Here is a 15,350-nt window from a genome sequence, read left to right as displayed (position 1 = left end):
TCCCTCACTCTCCTTCGCCGAAACGCTCGTCGAGCGCCTGGCACACGGCACGGCGGATGTTGCGGTAGCCGGTGCACCGGCAGAGGTGGCCGCTGAGCGCGTCGGCGACCTCGTCGTCGCCGGGGCGCTCCGGCTGTTCGGTGAGGGCGGTGGCCGTCATCACGAACCCCGGGGTGCAGAAGCCGCACTGCATGCCGTGGCAGGCGTGGAAGGCGCGCTGCACCGGGGTGAGCGGCGCGTCGTCGGGGGCGAGGCTCTCGACGGTGCGCAGCTCGGCGCCCTCGCACTGCACGGCCAGGGTGAGACAGGTGCGGACCGGTTCGCCGTCCATGAGGACAGTGCAGGCGCCGCAGACGCCGTGTTCGCAGCCGGTGTGGGTGCCGGTGAGGCCGAGCCGGTCGCGCAGGAAGTCGCTGAGCAGCAGCCGGGACTCGACCTGGGCGGTGACCGGGCGGCCGTTGACCGTCAGGCGGAGCTCGTGCCACGCGGACGGTTCGGACAGCGGCGGGGTGCGGGCGGTCAGCGGTGCGCGGGCGCCGTCGGGGGCGGTCGGTGTGCGGACGTCGGGGGTCATCGGGTGCGCTCCCATGCGGTGGTGCAGGCGCGGGCGAGGAGGTGGGCGGCGCTCTCGCGCCGGTGCTCGGCGGTGGAGTGGACGTCGTCGGCGGGGCTCAGTCCCTCCCGCGCGGCGCGCGCGGCGGCGGCGACGGCGGCCGCGCCCGCGTCGGTCCCGGTGAGGGCGGCCTCCACGGCGGGCAGGCGCACGGGGACCGGTCCCGCGCCGCAGAAGACGGCGCGGGCCTCGCGCACGGTGTCGTCGGCGGGGTCCCGGACGAGGAGGACGGCGACGCCGACCGTGGCGAAGTCCCCGTGGCGCCGGGCGAGTTCCTCGAAGGCCCAGCCGTGGCCGGGCGGGAGGGCCGGGAACACGGTCTCGGTGAGGATCTCGTCGGCCTCGACGGCCGTCGAGAAGGTGGCGACGAAGAAGTCGCGGGCGGCGACGGTGCGGGTGCCGCGGGGGCCGGTGACGGTGAAGCGGGCGTCGAGCGCGAGGGCCGCGGTGGGCAGTTCGGCGGCCGGGTCGTGGTGGGCGAGGCTGCCGCAGACGGTGCCGCGCCCGCGGATCTGCGGGTGGCCGATGTGTCCGACGGCGCCGGCGAGCAGCGGCCAGCCCGCCCGGAGTGCCGGGTCGGCGGCGGCGCGGGCCTGGCGTACGGCGGCGCCGATGTGCAGGGAGCCCTCGGAGTCCACCGTCAGGCGGTCGAGTTCGGGGATGCGGGTGATGTCGACGAGCACCTCGGGCCGGGCGAGGCGCATGTTGAGCATGGGGATCAGGGACTGGCCACCGGCCAGGACCTTGGCCTCGCGGCTCTCGTCGGCGAGGAGGGCCAGCGCCTCACCGACGGTGCGCGGGGCCGTGTAGTCGAAGGGTGTGGGTTTCAACCTGCTGCCACCGGACCTCTCGGGTCGTCGTCGCGGGTGGTCGTCGCGCCGGGGATCGGTCGGCGCGGACATGGTCGCCAAAGGATCTATCTAGTACCTGAAATGATTTACACTAAAGTTTATTCTTGGCAAGAGGCAGCAGCGAATTGCCCCGATTTTCTCCGGGTTCTCGCACACCGCGCCCGCCTCGCCGCTCTCCGCGACCGTCCGGACCGACCCGGACCCCTCGCACACCGAACGGAGTGAGCCCGTGCACCACGTCATCGAGCAGGCGGCCGCCTGGCAGCGGGCGGGGGTCCGCTTCGCCATGGCCACCGTCACCCGCACCTGGGGCTCCGCCCCGCACGGACCGGGCTCCTCCATGCTGGTCGCCGCGGACGGCCGGATCGCCGGGAGCGTCTCCGGCGGCTGCGTCGAGGGCGCGGTCTTCGCCGTCGCGGAGGAGGTCCTCGCCGGCGCCCCGGCGACCGTCGAACGGTGGGGCGTCGGCGACGACGACGCGTTCGCCGTGGGGCTGACCTGCGGCGGGACGATCGAGGTCCTGGTCCGCGAGATCCGCGCCGACGCCCCGCTCCCCCGCGTGGCGGCGGATGCCGCGGCGGGGCGGCCGGTCGCCCTGGTCACCGCGGTGGAGGGCGGGGGCAGCCTCGCCGTGGGCGGGGGCACCGTCACCGGTTCGCTCGGCACACCGGAGGCCGACCGGGCCGCGGTGCTCGCCGGGGAGGGCATGCTCGGCCGCGGCGCGAACGGGGTCGCGGGCGAGGGCACGGACGGCGCCTGCGCCCCCGGCGCCCTGCTGGTGCAGTCCTTCGCGCCGCGCCCGCGGCTGCTGGTCCTCGGGGCCGCCGAGTTCGCGCGGCCGCTCGCCGCGATCGGAGCCGCGCTCGGGCACCGGGTGACCGTCTGCGACCACCGGCCCGCCTTCGCCGTGCCGGAGCGTTTCCCCGGCGCCGAGGAGGTCGTGGCGGACCGGCCCGACCGCTGGTTCCGCACGCACGCCGCCGGGGCGGGGGCGGAGACGGCGGTGTGCGTGCTGACCCACGACGCCCGCTTCGACGTGCCGGTACTGGCCCTCGCGCTGCGCGGCGGGGCCGGATACGTGGGAGCGCTTGGCAGCCGGCGCACCCACGCCGACCGGATCGGGCGGCTGCGCGCCGCGGGGACGACGGAGGCCGAACTGGCGCGGCTCCGCTCGCCGATCGGCCTCGACCTCGGCGGCCGGGGAGCGGAGGAGACGGCCCTGTCGATCATGGCGGAGATCGTGGCCGTCCGGCGCGGCGGCAGCGGCGCGCCGCTCACCGGACTCGCCGGACCCGTGCACGCTTCGTGACCGTTTTTGAACGACTGTTTTTATGAACACTCGTTTAATCTGAGGCACGTGGATCCCAGGAGCAAGAGCCGATCGCGTCACTCCGCCCCCGAGCAGCCGGACGAGGGCGCCGCCGGCCCCCCGCCCGGCAGGCGCCGCGCGGGCTCCCACGACCCCGAGGGCAACCGCAGGGCCGTCCTCGACGCGGCCCGCCGGCTCTTCGGAGCCCACGGCTACCGGGGCGTCGGGGTGCGCGCCATCGCCGCCGACGCGGGCGTGACCCCGGGGCTCGTGATGGCCTACTTCGGCACCAAGGACGGCCTGTTCCGGGAGGCGGTGGGGAACGGCGCGGGCGTCACGGAGGACGTCGTCGCGGCCGCGGCACGGGGCGCCGGCGACGTCCCGGCGGCCCTCGCCGACGCCTACCTGGAACGCTGGGACCGGCTGCCCGCCGACGACCCGTGGCCCGCGCTGATCCGGTCGGCCATCGGCCACGCGCCGAGCGCGGACCTGCTGCGCACGATCCTGGACCGGCAGGTCGGCGAACCCCTCGCACGGCTGCTCGGCACCTCGCCGCGGGCGGAGGTGCGCGCCGGTCTCGTGCGCAGCGTCCTCTTCGGCGTGATCATGGAGCGCTATCTGTTCGCGCACGAACCGGCCGCCTCGCTGCCGACCCGCGATCTCGCCCCGGCCCTGGCGGAGGTCCTCGCCGCCGCCTTCGGTGCGGGGCGCTCGGACGGCGGCGCGGGCGGAGCCGGGAACGGCATGCCGGACGGGGCCGGGGAGCCGGGCGGGACCGGGAACGGCCTGCCGGACGGGGCCGTAACCGGGTCCGGGCCGGCGGCCCCGCCCGGCCCGGCGGCCGCTGCGGCGATGCCGCACTCCCCCGCGACCACCGCGGCGCCGGCCGCCGGCGCCGTGTCCCCCGCCGGGTCCGCCGGAGCGGACGGCTCGAACGCGGAACTGTTCGCCCGGCTGGCGGCGTGCGCGCAGCGGCACCAGGCGTCGCTCGCCGAGGCGGTCCGCCCGTACGGCATCGGCCTGCCCGCCTGCGACGTCCTGGCCGCGCTGAGCGAGGCGGGTGCGCCGTACCGGCGCACGACGGGTGAGGTGGCGGCGTCGGGCACGGTCCGCGCCGGGAGCCTGACCCAGCACGCCGACCGGCTGGAGGCGGCCGGTCTCGTACGGCGCGACCGCGACGCGCACGACCGCAGGATCGTGCACCTGTGCCTCACGCCCGAGGGCCTGGCGCTGGCCGAACGGGTGCGCGCCGCCCGGGCGCGGGAGGAGGAGGAACTGCTCGCGCCTCTCGGCCCGGCGGAGCGCAGGCGACTGTCGGCGCTGCTGGGTGCGCTGGGGGCGGGGTAACGGGGCGCTTCGCCGTACGTGCGGGCGCGGGCGTGGGGTCGGGGTCGTCGGCACCACGCCGCGCGTGGCCTGACGCAGACGCGCGGGCGTGGGGTCGGGATCACCGGCACCACGCCGCGCGCGGCGTGGGGCAGACGTCGTGCCGGCGTCGTCGCCCCCGGCCGGCCGGTGAGGGGCACGGCCTGCGGCCGCCCGCTCCGGTCACGGCTGTCCGCACCCGTGCGGGCCGGGTGCCTTCGATCGCCGTACGGTCCGAGACCGCCCGAGCGGCCCCGGCCCGCCCACTGCGCCGCGCCCGCACCCGCCCGTGCCCCCGACGCGGCGCGGGGGTGCGCCGCCCGTTCGCCGGCGGACCGCCGGCGACCAGGGCAACGCACCCCCGCGCGCGAGGCGCGACCTCAGCTGTTGAGCTCCTCCAGCGTCTTGCCCTTGGTCTCGATCGCGAACCAGGCGATCACCGCGCCCACCGCGGCGACCACGGCGAGCTGGGCGAAGACCAGGGAGAGGCTGCCGCCCGCTCCGATGATCGCGCCGACGGTGACGGGGCCGAGGATGACTCCGGCACGGTTCCAGAGTCCGCCGAACGAGGCGCCCGTGGCCCGGATACGGGTCGGGTACATCTCGGGCGAGTAGAGGTAGAGCCCCGCGTTGATGGCGAACAGGAAGAACGTCGTACAGGAGGCGAAGATCGCGACCTGGGTGCCCGAGGTGGCCCCGAGCAGGGCGAGGACGCCCAGGGCGAGCATCGCGCCGGTCAGCGCGGCGATCAGCGCCGGGCGGCGGCCGATGCGGTCGATGACCATGGCGGCGATGAAGGTGCCCAGCAGGCCGGTGACGTTGCTCAGCAGGGTGAAGACGAGCGCGGTGGTCAGATCGAGGTCGAACTCCTTCGTGTAGAGGGAGGGCAGCCAGGTCGAGATGCCGTGGTTCACGTAGTAGGCGACGAACCACAGCCCGGAGATCACCGCCGTGCGGCGCAGGTAGCGGCCCTGGAACAGCTCGCGGATGCGACCGGTGCCCGCGGCCTTCTCCTCCAGGGCCGGGTCGACCGGGGCGGGGGCGGGCAGCGGCTCCTTGACGGAGGCCTCGACCTGGGCCTCGATGCGGGCGATGATCTCCTCGGCCTCCTCCACCCGGCCGCGGGCGAGCAGCCAGCGGGGCGACTCCTCGACGTGGCGGGGCAGGGCGACGGCGATCAGGACGGGCAGTGCGCCGATGAGGAACATCGCGCGCCAGCCGAGGTTGGGCACCACCCAGACGGCCACCAGGGTGGCGGTGGCGAGACCGGCCGGGAAGATCATCTCGTAGAGCAGGACGAACCGGCCGCGCTTGTCCGAGCGGGCGATCTCGTTGATGTACGTCGCCGCGACGGGCACCACGCCGCCGATGCCGAGCCCCTGCACGAAGCGGAAGAGCGCGAACGTCTCGATCGATCCGGCGAAGGCGACGGCCAGGCTGGAGAGGCCCGTGATGCCGACGCCGAGCGCCACCGTGCGCACCCGGCCGACCCGGTCGCCGAGCCAGCCGGCGGCCAGGGCGCCGAGGAGCATGCCGATCGAGGCGGCGGTGACGGCGAAGGTGGCCTGTCCGGTGGACAGGTTCCACTCGTCCATCAGGACGGGCAGGGCGGAGGCGGCCAGCAGCTGGTCGAACGCCTCGAAGAAGGTGACGGCGCCGATCAGGAAGCGGACCTTGACGTGCCAGCGCGAGTGCGGCAGCCGTTCGAGTCGCGCGGCTACGGAGCCGAGGGCTGGTTTGCCGGCCACAGTCGTCATGGAGGGGTCCTTCCGCGAACAAGGGAGTTGCGGCGACAGTAGAGTCAAGTACCTAAGCGGTCAATGGTTAAGAGCTTAGGAATCTTTCGGCCATCTTGCCGTGACACATCCTTCACATGACAGATGTCGCGCTCAAGACCTCCTTCACAACGATTCCACCTCGGGGTCTTGCGTCGAGAAAGTTAAGCCCTTAGATTTCTAGCACTTCGGGAAACGAGGGACGCCGCAGCGGCGGTGCCACCTGGGCCCGCCTCGCGCCGCCCTTCCCCGAAGTCCCCGGACCTTTGGCCGAGTTGTCCGCAGTCCCCCGCCCGCCGCATCACCGCCAGGAGCCGCCGTGCCCCACTACCCCACCGACATCCTCATCGCGGGCCAGTGGCGGCGTGGTGCCGGCGACCCGGTCGACACCGTCGATCCGGCGACCGGCCTCGTGCTCGCCACCGTGCACTCGGCGTCCCCTGCCGAGGTCGGCGAGGCCGCCGAGGCGGCGGCCGCCGCGGCCGCCGACCCCCGCTGGCGCGATCTGCTCCCGCACGAGCGGGCCCGGGTGCTGCACCGCATCGGCGCCCTCGTCGAGGAGGCCGCCGACGAGCTCGCGGCGATCCAGACCGCCGACACCGGCAAGACCCTGGCCGAGACCCGGGCGCTCGCGCTCAGCGCGGCCGGCACCTTCCGCTACACGGCCGCCGCCCTGGAGACCGCCGAGGACAGCCTCACCCCCTCCCGGGGGACGTACGTCACGATGAGCGTCCACGAGCCGGTGGGCGTGGTCGCCGCGGTCAACCCGTGGAACTCCCCCGTCGCCAGCGACGCGCAGAAGATCGCCCCCGCGCTCGCCGCGGGGAACGCCGTCCTCCTCAAGCCGGCCGCCTGGACCCCGCTCGTCTCCCTCGCCCTCGGCCGGCTGATCACCCGGGCACTCGAGGAGGCGGGGCTCCCCACCGCGCTGCTCTCGGTCCTGCCGGGCAGCGGCCGGACCGTCGGCGACGCCCTCGTGCGCCACCCGCTCGTCGGCCGGATCGGCTTCACCGGCGGCACCTCCACCGGCCGCGGCATCGCCGCGATCGCCGCGCAGAAGCTGGTGCCCGCCTCGCTGGAGCTCGGCGGGAAGTCGCCGACGATCGTGCGCGCCGACGCCGACGTCGAACAGGCCCTGGCCGGTGTGATGTTCGGGGTCTTCTCGTCCAGCGGGCAGTCCTGCATCGCCGGCTCCCGGCTCTTCGTCGCCCGCGAGCTCTACGACTCCTTCCTCGGCAAGCTGGTCGAACGCGTCCGGGCCCTGCGGGTCGGCCCCGGCACCGATCCCGCCACCCAGGTGGGCCCGCTGGTGCACCACCGCCACCGCGACGCGGTCGCCGCGTACGTGGACCTCGCCCGCTCCGAGGGCGCGCGGGTGCTGTGCGGCGGCGCGGCCCCCGGGGGCGAGGACCACCGCGACGGGGCGTACTACCTGCCGACCGTCCTCGACGGCCTGCCCAACACCTCCCGGACCTGCCAGGAGGAGATCTTCGGCCCCGTCCTGGTGGCCCTCCCCTACGACGACGAGGACGACCTGGTCCGCCAGGCCAACGACTCCGTCTACGGGCTGGCCTGCGGCATCTGGACCCGGGACGCGCGGGCCGCATGGCGGCTCGCCCGCCGGATCGAGGCCGGCACCGTCTGGATCAACACGTACAAGCAGTTCAGCGCCTCCACCCCGTTCAGCGGCTGGAAGGACAGCGGCCTCGGCATGGAGAAGGGCCGCGACGCGATCCGCTCCTACCAGCGGCAGAAGTCCCTGTACTGGGGCACCTCGGACGCCCCCCTGCCCTGGGCCGGCTGACCCGGCGCCCCCCGCCGGCCGACCCGCCCCGCACGCCCCGCACGCCCGTCTGGAGAGACCCATGCACCGTCCACCGCCCGGCCCCGTCGCCCGGCTCCGCCACCTGCGCTACGTGGAGCTGCGCACCCCCGCCTTCGCCGAGGCCGCCGGCTTCTACGAGGACGTCTGGGGCCTGGAGACCGTCGAGTCCGACACCGGCGCCCGCTGGCTGCGCGGGACGAGCGACGAGCACCACGTGCTGCACCTGACCGAGCACGAGCGGGTGGGCCTCGGGCGCATCGCCTTCGCCGTCGGCACCCCCGCCGAGGTCGACGAGGCCGCCCGGCGCCTCCAGGCGCGCGGCATCGTCCCCGTCCACGGCCCCGGCCCGCTGGAGCAGGCGGGCGGCGGCTACGGGGTGCGCTTCACCGACCCCGAGGGGCGCCTCGTGGAGATCAGCGCCGACGTGCACGCCGTGGTCCCGCGGGGCCGGGACGGCGCGGTGCCGGTCGGCGTCACCCACGCGGTGCTCAACACCACCGACATCGACGCCGCCGTCGCGTTCTACTGCGACGTCCTCGGACTGCGCGTCTCCGACTGGTCCGAGCACCAGATGGCGTTCCTGCGCTGCAACGCCGACCACCACTGCATCGCGTTCAACCAGGCCGAGTGGACCTCCCTCAACCACGTGGCCTACGAGATGACCTCGGTCGACCACTTCATGCGCGGACTCGGCCGGCTCCGCCACCACGGCATCACACCGCAGTGGGGTCCCGGCCGCCACGGCCCCGGCAACAACACCTTCTCCTACTTCACCGACCCCTCCGGACTGGTCTGCGAGTACACCTCCGAGGTCGCCCAGATCGTCGAGGACGCGTGGATCGCGAAGGTGTGGCGGCGGGTCCCGGAGCTGTCCGACCTGTGGGGCACGGCCGGACCGCTGTCGAAGGAGATCCGCTGCCACATGGCGGGAAGCCCCGACCCCGGCCCGCTCGCCCCGGTCGACGCCGCGAACCCGGAGAAAGCCCAGGAGGACCCCGCATGAGCAGCAGCACCGTACGGAAGGTCGGAGTCGTCGGCTGGGGCGCCATCGGACGCGTCGTCGGCACGGCGCTCGCCGAGGGCCGGATCGCCGGCGCGGAACTCGTGTGCATCGTCGACAACCGCCCCCTCGGCGAGGCGGCACCGGCCCGGCAGGTCCCCTTCGAGGAGGCGCTGGAGCTGTGCGACCTGATCGTGGAGGCCGCCGGCCAGGGCGTCGTGCGCGAGTGGGGCGAGCGGATCCTGGACTCCGGCACCGATCTGCTCGTCGCCTCCACCGGCGCGCTGACCGACGACGAGCTGGGCGGGCGGCTGCTCGCCGCGGGCCCGGGCCGGGTCTACTTCACCGGCGGCGCGGTCGGCGGGCTCGACCTGCTCCAGGCGGCCCGCTCGATGGGCCCGCTCGACGAGGTCCGGCTGACCACGACCAAGCTGCCCGCCACCCTCGAACAGCCCTGGATGGACGAGGAGCTGCTGACGCGGATGCGCAACGCGACCGGGCCGGTGGAGATCATGTCCGGCACCGCCCGCGACGTGCCCGTGAAATTCCCGAAATCGACGAACGTGGCCGCATCGGTCGCGCTGGCCGTCGGCGACCTGGACACTGTGCGGGTCCAGGTCGTCGCCGACCCGGCCGCCGACCGTACCCGGCATGTGGTGGAGGCGTCCGGCCCGCACGGCGCCTACCGCTTCGAGGTCGCCCACCGGCCCGACCCCGGCAACCCGGCGACCAGCCAGGTCGTCCCGCACGCGGTGCTGCGCTCGCTGGGCGCGCTCGCGGGCCGGACGGGACAGATCCTGTGACCGCCGCCGGGCCCGGGGACCGGGCCCCCGCCGCCGTCCACGTCGAGGAGGCGGGCACGGCAGGTCCACTGGTGCTGTGCCTGCACGGCATCGGCTCCTCCTCGGCGGCCTTCGCGCCCCAGCTGGCCGAACTCTCCGCGTACGCCCGCGTCGTGGCCTGGGACGCCCCCGGCTACGCGGCCTCGCCCGACCCGGCCGGACCGCTGACGCTGGACGACTACGCGGACACCGCGGCCGGGCTGATCCGGGCCCGCGGCGGCAGCGCCCACGTCCTCGGCGTCTCCTGGGGCGGGGTGATCGCCCTGCGGCTCGCCGTCCGGCACCCGGACCTCGTGGCGTCCCTCGTCGTGGCCGACTCCAGCCCCGGCTCGGGCACCGAGGCCGGCAAGGCCGCCGCCATGCGGGCGCGCGCCGACGAGCTGGCCGCGTCCGGACCCGAGGCGTTCGCCGCGGCCCGCGGCCCCCGCCTGGTGTCGCCGGGCGCGCCCGAGGACCTGGTGCGCCGGGTCGTCGCCACGATGGCCGGCTCCGTACGGCTGCCGGGCTACGCGTACGCCGCCGAGTCCATGGCCTCGGCCGACCTGCGCGCCGAACTCCCCTCCGTGACCGCCCCGCTGCTCGTGCTCTGCGGCGCCGAGGACACGGTCACCGGCATCGAGGCGAGCCAGGAGATCGCCGGTGCCGTCCACAAGTCCGCCTACGTGATCGTCAAGGACGCCGGTCACCTGGCCAACCAGGAGCAGCCGGGCCGCTTCAACGCCTGGGTGCTCGCCCATCTGCGGATCACGGCACGCATCCCCGAGTCCGCGCCCACCACCGAACAGGAGCTCACCCCATGCCTCTGACCACCACCGCGTACGACAACGGCGGCGACCTCTCCGCCTACACCGACTCCCTCATCGCGACGAAGGACTCCCGGGTCGCGGACTTCGGCACCCTCTCCTTCCAGGAGAAGGCCGGCCCGCAGTACCGCCGCGGCCAGATCCGCTACGTCGGCTCCGGCGCCACCGGCAACCACGAGAGCGACAACCGCATCATCCCGTCCGGCGGCTTCACCTTCTCCAACATGCTGCTGCCGCCCGGTGCCGAGGGCCCCGCCCACACCCACCACGACGTCGAGGAGGCCTTCTTCGTCCTGGAGGGCGAGGTCAAGGTCGGCATCCACCGCGGACCCGACGAGGCCGAGTACCGCACCCTGGGCTACCGCGACATGATCGTGGTCCCGGCCGGGGTGACCCGCTCGCTGAAGAACGAGGGGGACACGGACGCGCTGTTCTGCGTCGTCATCGGCACGCAGAAGCCGCAGGTCCCGACCTACCCCGAGTACTCGCCGATGCACGGCGTCACCCGTGACTGACACCACCGGAGGCGGTGCGCGCACCGTCGTGGTGACCGGGGCGGGCCGTGGCCTGGGACTGGCCATGGCCCGCCGGGCCGGCGCGGACGGCTTCCGGGTCGTCGTCGCCGAGCTCGACCCCGAGCGGGGCGAGCGGGCGGCCGCGGAGCTCCGCGCCGAGGGCGCGGACGCCCTCTTCGTGCACTGCGACGTGGCCGACCCCGCCTCGGTGGAGTCGCTGGCCGCCGCCGTCGCCGCCCTGGGCCCGCTGTACGGGCTGGTGAACAACGCGGCGCTCGCCAACGGCGTGGGCGGCAAGGAGTTCCAGGACATCGACGTCGAGGTGTGGGACCGGCTGATGACGGTCAACGCCCGCGGCCCCTGGCTGGTGTCGAAGGCGCTGTACCCGCATCTGGCCTCCCCCGGCCGGATCGTCAACATCGCCTCGGACGCCGCGCTCTACGGCTCGCCGCGCCTCGCCCACTACATCGCCTCCAAGGGCGCGGTCATCGCGCTCACCCGGGCGATGGCCCGCGAGCTGGGCGACCGGGGCGTCACCGTGAACGCGGTCGCCCCCGGTCTCACCGAGTGCGAGGCCACCGAGACCGTGCCCGCCGAGCGGCACGACCTCTACCGCATGAACCGGGCCGTCTCCCGCGCGCAGCGGCCCGACGACATCACCGGGACCGTCTCCTTCCTGCTCGGCGAGGAGTCCCGCTATCTGACCGGACAGGTGATCGCCGTCAACGGCGGCTTCACCATGAACTGAAGCGCAGGAGCACCCACCATGGATCTGGGACTCGCCGACCGCACGGTCGTGGTCACCGGCGGCAGTTCGGGCGTCGGCCTGGCCACCGTCCGCGCCCTGCTCGACGAGGGCGCCCGCGTCGCCACCTGCGGCCGCGACGCCGACCGGCTCGCCGAGACGGCGGCCGGCCTCGGCGCCGGCCCCGACCGGCTGCTGACCGCCGTCTGCGACGTGCGGGACGCCGGAGCCGTCGACGGCTTCGTCGCCCGCACGGCCGCGGAGTTCGGCGGCATCGACGGCCTCGTCAACAACGCCGGGCAGTCCCGGATGAAGGGCCTCGACGACTCCACCGCCGAGGACTGGCGGGACGAACTGGAACTCAAGTTCGCGGGGGTCCTGAACCCCCTGAAGGCCGCCCGCCCCCATCTCGCGGCCTCCGGCGCGGGCAGCGTCGTCAACATCAACGCGGTGCTCGCCAAGCAGCCGGAGACCCGGCTCATCACGACCAGCGCCGCCCGCGCCGGCATCCTCAACCTCTCCAAGTCCCTGTCCGTCGAACTGGCCGGCGAGGGCATCCGGGTCAACTCGGTATGCCTCGGCCTCGTCGACACCGGCCAGTGGACCCGCCGGTACGCGGCCGCCGCGACCGGCCTCGGGTACGAGGAGTGGCAGGCGGAGCTCGCCGCCGACCGGGGTATCGCCCTCGGACGGCTGGGGCGGGCCGAGGAGGTGGCGTACGCGGTCGTCGCGCTGCTGTCGCCCCGCGCCTCGTACATCACCGGCACCGGCATCGACGTCTGCGGCGGCGTCGGCCGCTCCATCCTCTGAGGAGACACCATGCGTCACGACAACGGAGGCGATCTCCTCGTCGCCGTCCTGCGGGAACTCGGCATCGACACCGTCTTCGGCATCGTCAGCGTGCACAATCTGCCGCTGGTGGAGGCCGTCGACCGCGACCTGCGGTTCGTGCCCGTGCGGCACGAGGCGTCGGCGGTCAACGCCGCCGACGCCTGGGGACGGGCCCGGGGCACCATCGGCTGTGCGCTCACCTCCACCGGCACCGGCGCGGGCAACGCGGCCGGTTCCCTGATCGAGTCGCTCAGCGCGGGCAGCTCCGTGCTGCACGTCACGGGGCAGGTGGAGAGCGAGTTCCTCGGCAGCGGCCGGGGCTTCATCCACGAGACCAAGGACCAGCTCGGCATGTTGCGCGCGGTCTCCGCGTACGCGGGAAGCGTGCCGGACACCGTGTCCGCGGGCCGCGTCCTGCGGGAGGCGGCGCGCGCCGCGCTGGCCGTCCCCGGCGGCCCGGCGAGCGTCGAGTGGCCGATCGACCTCCAGTACGCGGCGCAGGACGACACCCCCGCCGGCCTGCCCGTCCAGGAGCTGCCCGCACCGGCGGCCGCGGACCTGGCCGCGGCGGGCGAACTGCTCGCCTCGGCACGGCGTCCGCTGATCTGGGCAGGCGGCGGCGCCCGCCGGGCCCGCGCCGAGCTCACCGGAGTGCTGGAGGCGACCGGCGCCGGACTGCTCACCTCGAACTCGGGCCGCGGAGTGGTGCCCGAGGACCATCCGCAGGTCCTCGGCAACTTCGCCACCACCCCGGCGGCCCGCGCGCTGCTCGCCGACGCCGACGTGCTGCTCACCGTGGGCACCCACTTCCGCTCCAACGAGACCGCCGACTACACGCTCGGCGTCCCCGCGGCGCACATCCAGATCGACGCCGACCCGGCGGCCCTCGGCCGGGTCTACCCGGCCGCCCACGCGCTGCACGGCGACGCGGCGGCGGTCCTCGCCGCCCTGCTGCCGCACGCCGGGTCCGCCGACGCGGAGTGGACCCGCCGCGTCACAGCCGTGCGCGAGGACGTCCGCGCCGCGCTGCACGAGGGGATCGGGCCGCAGGCCGCGATCCTGGACGCGCTGCGCGAGGCGCTCCCCCGGGAGGCGGTCGTCGCCCGTGACGTCACCATCCCGTCCAGCAGCTGGGGCAACCGCCTGCTGCCGATCCACGACCCCCGCGACAACGTCTTCCCGCGCGGCGGCGGCATCGGCCAGGGCCTCGGCATGGGCATCGGCGCCGCGCTGGCCCGCCCCGGCGCGCCGACCGTGGTGATCGCCGGCGACGGAGGGCTCGCCGTGCACCTCGGCGAGCTGCTCACCCTCGCCCAGGAGCGGCCCCGGCTGACCCTGATCGTCTTCAACGACGGCGGCTACGGCGTGCTCCGCAACATGCAGGACCGCTACGCCGACCGCCGGTCCGGCGTGGACCTCGCCACCCCCGACTTCGAGCTCCTCGCCCGCGCCTGCTCGCTGCCGTACCTGCGGATCGCCGCCGAGGAGCACGCCGCACCGGTCCTCTCCGAGGCGCTGGCGACCGACGGGCCGGTCCTCGTGGAGGTCGACCTCGCGGCACTCGGGCCGATGAAGAACCCGTTCACCCCGCCCGTGCGGATTCCCGGCCAGTAGGCCGCGACCGCCCGTACCCACTGCCCGACTGCCGGTAAGGAGGCACCAGGCCAATGAGCGACAACCCGCTGAAGCTGATCGTCCGCCGTATGACGTGGGAGGCCGAGGGCGTCCTGTCCGTGGAACTCGCCGACCCCCAGGGCAAGCCGCTGCCCGCCTGGACGCCCGGCGCCCACCTCGACGTCCACGTGGGCGGCCACATCCGCCAGTACAGTCTGTGCGGCGACCCCCGGGACCCGGACGCGTACCGGATCGGCGTCCTCAACGAGCCGTCCTCGCGCGGCGGTTCGCGCCACGTGCACACCGTCCTGCGTCCCGGACAGCTCGTCACCGTGTCCGAACCGCGCAACCACTTCGCCCTGGAGGACGCCACGGGCTACGTCCTCGTCGCCGGCGGGATCGGCATCACCCCGCTGCTGGCGATGGCCCGCGACCTCGCGCGCCGGGGCGTGCCGTGGCGGCTGGTGTACGGGGGCCGGAGCCGTGCCTCGATGGCGTTCACCGGCGAACTCGCCGCCCTCGGCGGCGAGGTGACGCTCGTCCCGCAGGACGAGCTGGGCCACATCGACCTGGCGGCGGCACTCGGCGACCTGCCGGACGGCACGCTCGTGTACTCCTGCGGCCCCGAGCCGCTGCTCGCGGCCGTCGAGGAGCGCTGCCCGGCCGGTCTGCTGCGGCTGGAGCGGTTCGCCGCGCCCGTCGTGGAACGCACCGGCGACGAGGCGTCGTTCGAGGTCGAGTGCCGTACGTCGGGCGTGACCTTCGGCGTCGGCCCGGACACCTCGATCCTGGAGGCCGCCGAGGCCGCCGGGCTGAGCGTGAACAGCTCCTGCCGGGACGGCATCTGCGGCTCCTGCGAGACCCGGGTGCTCGACGGCACCCCCGACCACCGCGACTTCCTGCTGAGCGAGGCCGAGCACGCGGCGGGCACCTCGATGATGATCTGCGTCTCGCGGTGCGCCTCCGGCCGGCTCGTGCTGGACCTGTGACCCCCTTCCCTTTTCGCACGCCCCTGGAGACACCGTGACCGACCCCGTCAACGGCGCCTGGCCGTACCTGTACGTCCACCAGTCCCGTACGCACGAGCCCTCGCCGTACGAGTACAAGCTCGCCGCCACCCTGGAGCAGGTCTTCACCCAGGAGGGCCACGAGCTGGCCGACGTGGTGCGCGGCCTCAACGCCCGCCAGGTCCACGCCGCCGACGGCGCCCCCTGGACCGAGGAGTCCTTCCGCGCCGAGATGAACCGACTGGGAGCCTGACC

General features: G+C 74.7%; 15 protein-coding genes. 12 read left to right on the top strand and 3 right to left on the bottom strand.

The window, feature by feature from the left end:
• Positions 1-4: 4 nt before the first annotated feature.
• Positions 5-574, bottom strand: coding sequence for a (2Fe-2S)-binding protein (locus IAG43_RS30245; protein WP_187743839.1), 570 nt, complete (start codon positions 572-574; stop codon positions 5-7).
• Complete coding sequence (locus IAG43_RS30240) at positions 571-1,443, bottom strand: FAD binding domain-containing protein (protein WP_187743838.1); 873 nt, start codon at positions 1,441-1,443, stop codon at positions 571-573. The genes IAG43_RS30245 and IAG43_RS30240 overlap by 4 nt, the downstream gene beginning before the upstream one ends.
• Before the next feature lie 250 nt (positions 1,444-1,693).
• On the opposite strand from IAG43_RS30240, the gene IAG43_RS30235 reads away from it, so the two are divergent.
• Both IAG43_RS30235 and IAG43_RS30230 read left to right on the top strand, forming a co-directional pair.
• Positions 1,694-2,773 (top strand): XdhC family protein, encoded by a 1,080-nt coding sequence (locus IAG43_RS30235; RefSeq protein WP_187743837.1) that lies wholly within the window; start codon positions 1,694-1,696, stop codon positions 2,771-2,773.
• A 48-nt stretch (positions 2,774-2,821) separates the two neighbouring features.
• Complete coding sequence (locus IAG43_RS30230) at positions 2,822-4,120, top strand: TetR/AcrR family transcriptional regulator (RefSeq protein ID WP_187743836.1); 1,299 nt, start codon at positions 2,822-2,824, stop codon at positions 4,118-4,120.
• Positions 4,121-4,518: 398 nt separating this feature from the next.
• Here the strand turns inward: IAG43_RS30230 and IAG43_RS30225 are convergent, their stop codons facing one another.
• A complete protein-coding gene (locus IAG43_RS30225; RefSeq protein ID WP_187743835.1) occupies positions 4,519-5,895 on the bottom strand; it encodes an MFS transporter in 1,377 nt (458 codons plus the stop codon).
• 337 nt (positions 5,896-6,232) lie between these two features.
• On the opposite strand from IAG43_RS30225, the gene IAG43_RS30220 reads away from it, so the two are divergent.
• The 10 genes from IAG43_RS30220 (at position 6,233) to IAG43_RS30175 (ending at position 15,348) form a co-directional block, all read left to right on the top strand.
• Positions 6,233-7,717 (top strand): aldehyde dehydrogenase, encoded by a 1,485-nt coding sequence (locus IAG43_RS30220; protein ID WP_187743834.1) that lies wholly within the window; start codon positions 6,233-6,235, stop codon positions 7,715-7,717.
• 61 nt (positions 7,718-7,778) lie between these two features.
• The gene (locus IAG43_RS30215) at positions 7,779-8,741 is read left to right on the top strand and encodes a VOC family protein (RefSeq protein WP_187743833.1); all 963 of its coding nucleotides are present in this window, start codon (positions 7,779-7,781) and stop codon (positions 8,739-8,741) included.
• A complete protein-coding gene (locus IAG43_RS30210; RefSeq protein WP_187743832.1) occupies positions 8,738-9,541 on the top strand; it encodes an aspartate dehydrogenase domain-containing protein in 804 nt (267 codons plus the stop codon). The genes IAG43_RS30215 and IAG43_RS30210 overlap by 4 nt, the downstream gene beginning before the upstream one ends.
• Positions 9,538-10,386: an alpha/beta fold hydrolase gene (locus tag IAG43_RS30205; RefSeq protein WP_187743831.1), complete on the top strand. Its 849-nt coding sequence runs from the start codon at positions 9,538-9,540 to the stop codon at positions 10,384-10,386. The genes IAG43_RS30210 and IAG43_RS30205 overlap by 4 nt, the downstream gene beginning before the upstream one ends.
• Entirely contained in the window at positions 10,377-10,898 is a 522-nt protein-coding gene (locus IAG43_RS30200) for a cupin domain-containing protein (RefSeq protein WP_187743830.1), read from the top strand. Before IAG43_RS30205 ends, IAG43_RS30200 begins: the two co-directional genes overlap by 10 nt.
• Entirely contained in the window at positions 10,891-11,646 is a 756-nt protein-coding gene (locus IAG43_RS30195; protein WP_281403990.1) for an SDR family oxidoreductase, read from the top strand. Before IAG43_RS30200 ends, IAG43_RS30195 begins: the two co-directional genes overlap by 8 nt.
• Positions 11,647-11,664: 18 nt before the next feature.
• Complete coding sequence (locus tag IAG43_RS30190) at positions 11,665-12,453, top strand: SDR family oxidoreductase (protein ID WP_187743829.1); 789 nt, start codon at positions 11,665-11,667, stop codon at positions 12,451-12,453.
• 9 nt (positions 12,454-12,462) lie between these two features.
• Positions 12,463-14,088, top strand: a complete 1,626-nt coding sequence (locus tag IAG43_RS30185) for a thiamine pyrophosphate-binding protein (protein WP_187743828.1) — start codon at positions 12,463-12,465, stop codon at positions 14,086-14,088.
• A 53-nt stretch (positions 14,089-14,141) separates the two neighbouring features.
• A complete protein-coding gene (locus IAG43_RS30180; RefSeq protein WP_187743827.1) occupies positions 14,142-15,077 on the top strand; it encodes a PDR/VanB family oxidoreductase in 936 nt (311 codons plus the stop codon).
• Positions 15,078-15,111: 34 nt separating this feature from the next.
• Entirely contained in the window at positions 15,112-15,348 is a 237-nt protein-coding gene (locus tag IAG43_RS30175) for a recombinase-like helix-turn-helix domain-containing protein (protein ID WP_187743826.1), read from the top strand.
• Positions 15,349-15,350 lie beyond the last annotated feature (2 nt).

Origin of the sequence: Streptomyces genisteinicus (assembly GCF_014489615.1) — a bacterium.
Classification (GTDB): domain Bacteria; phylum Actinomycetota; class Actinomycetes; order Streptomycetales; family Streptomycetaceae; genus Streptomyces; species Streptomyces genisteinicus.
Note: the sequence above shows the minus strand (reverse complement) of the source record. Positions and strands in the feature narration are given on the sequence as shown.

What these genes read in the sequence shown, in the direction of transcription:
- IAG43_RS30245 (WP_187743839.1), bottom strand. Translation starts at nt 574, where the DNA reads ATGACCCCCGACGTCCGCACACCGACCGCCCCCGACGGCGCCCGCGCA.
- IAG43_RS30225 (WP_187743835.1), bottom strand. Translation starts at nt 5,895, where the DNA reads ATGACGACTGTGGCCGGCAAACCAGCCCTCGGCTCCGTAGCCGCGCGA.
- IAG43_RS30215 (WP_187743833.1), top strand. Translation starts at nt 7,779, where the DNA reads ATGCACCGTCCACCGCCCGGCCCCGTCGCCCGGCTCCGCCACCTGCGC.
- IAG43_RS30210 (WP_187743832.1), top strand. Translation starts at nt 8,738, where the DNA reads ATGAGCAGCAGCACCGTACGGAAGGTCGGAGTCGTCGGCTGGGGCGCC.
- IAG43_RS30200 (WP_187743830.1), top strand. Translation starts at nt 10,377, where the DNA reads ATGCCTCTGACCACCACCGCGTACGACAACGGCGGCGACCTCTCCGCC.
- IAG43_RS30190 (WP_187743829.1), top strand. Translation starts at nt 11,665, where the DNA reads ATGGATCTGGGACTCGCCGACCGCACGGTCGTGGTCACCGGCGGCAGT.
- IAG43_RS30185 (WP_187743828.1), top strand. Translation starts at nt 12,463, where the DNA reads ATGCGTCACGACAACGGAGGCGATCTCCTCGTCGCCGTCCTGCGGGAA.
- IAG43_RS30180 (WP_187743827.1), top strand. Translation starts at nt 14,142, where the DNA reads ATGAGCGACAACCCGCTGAAGCTGATCGTCCGCCGTATGACGTGGGAG.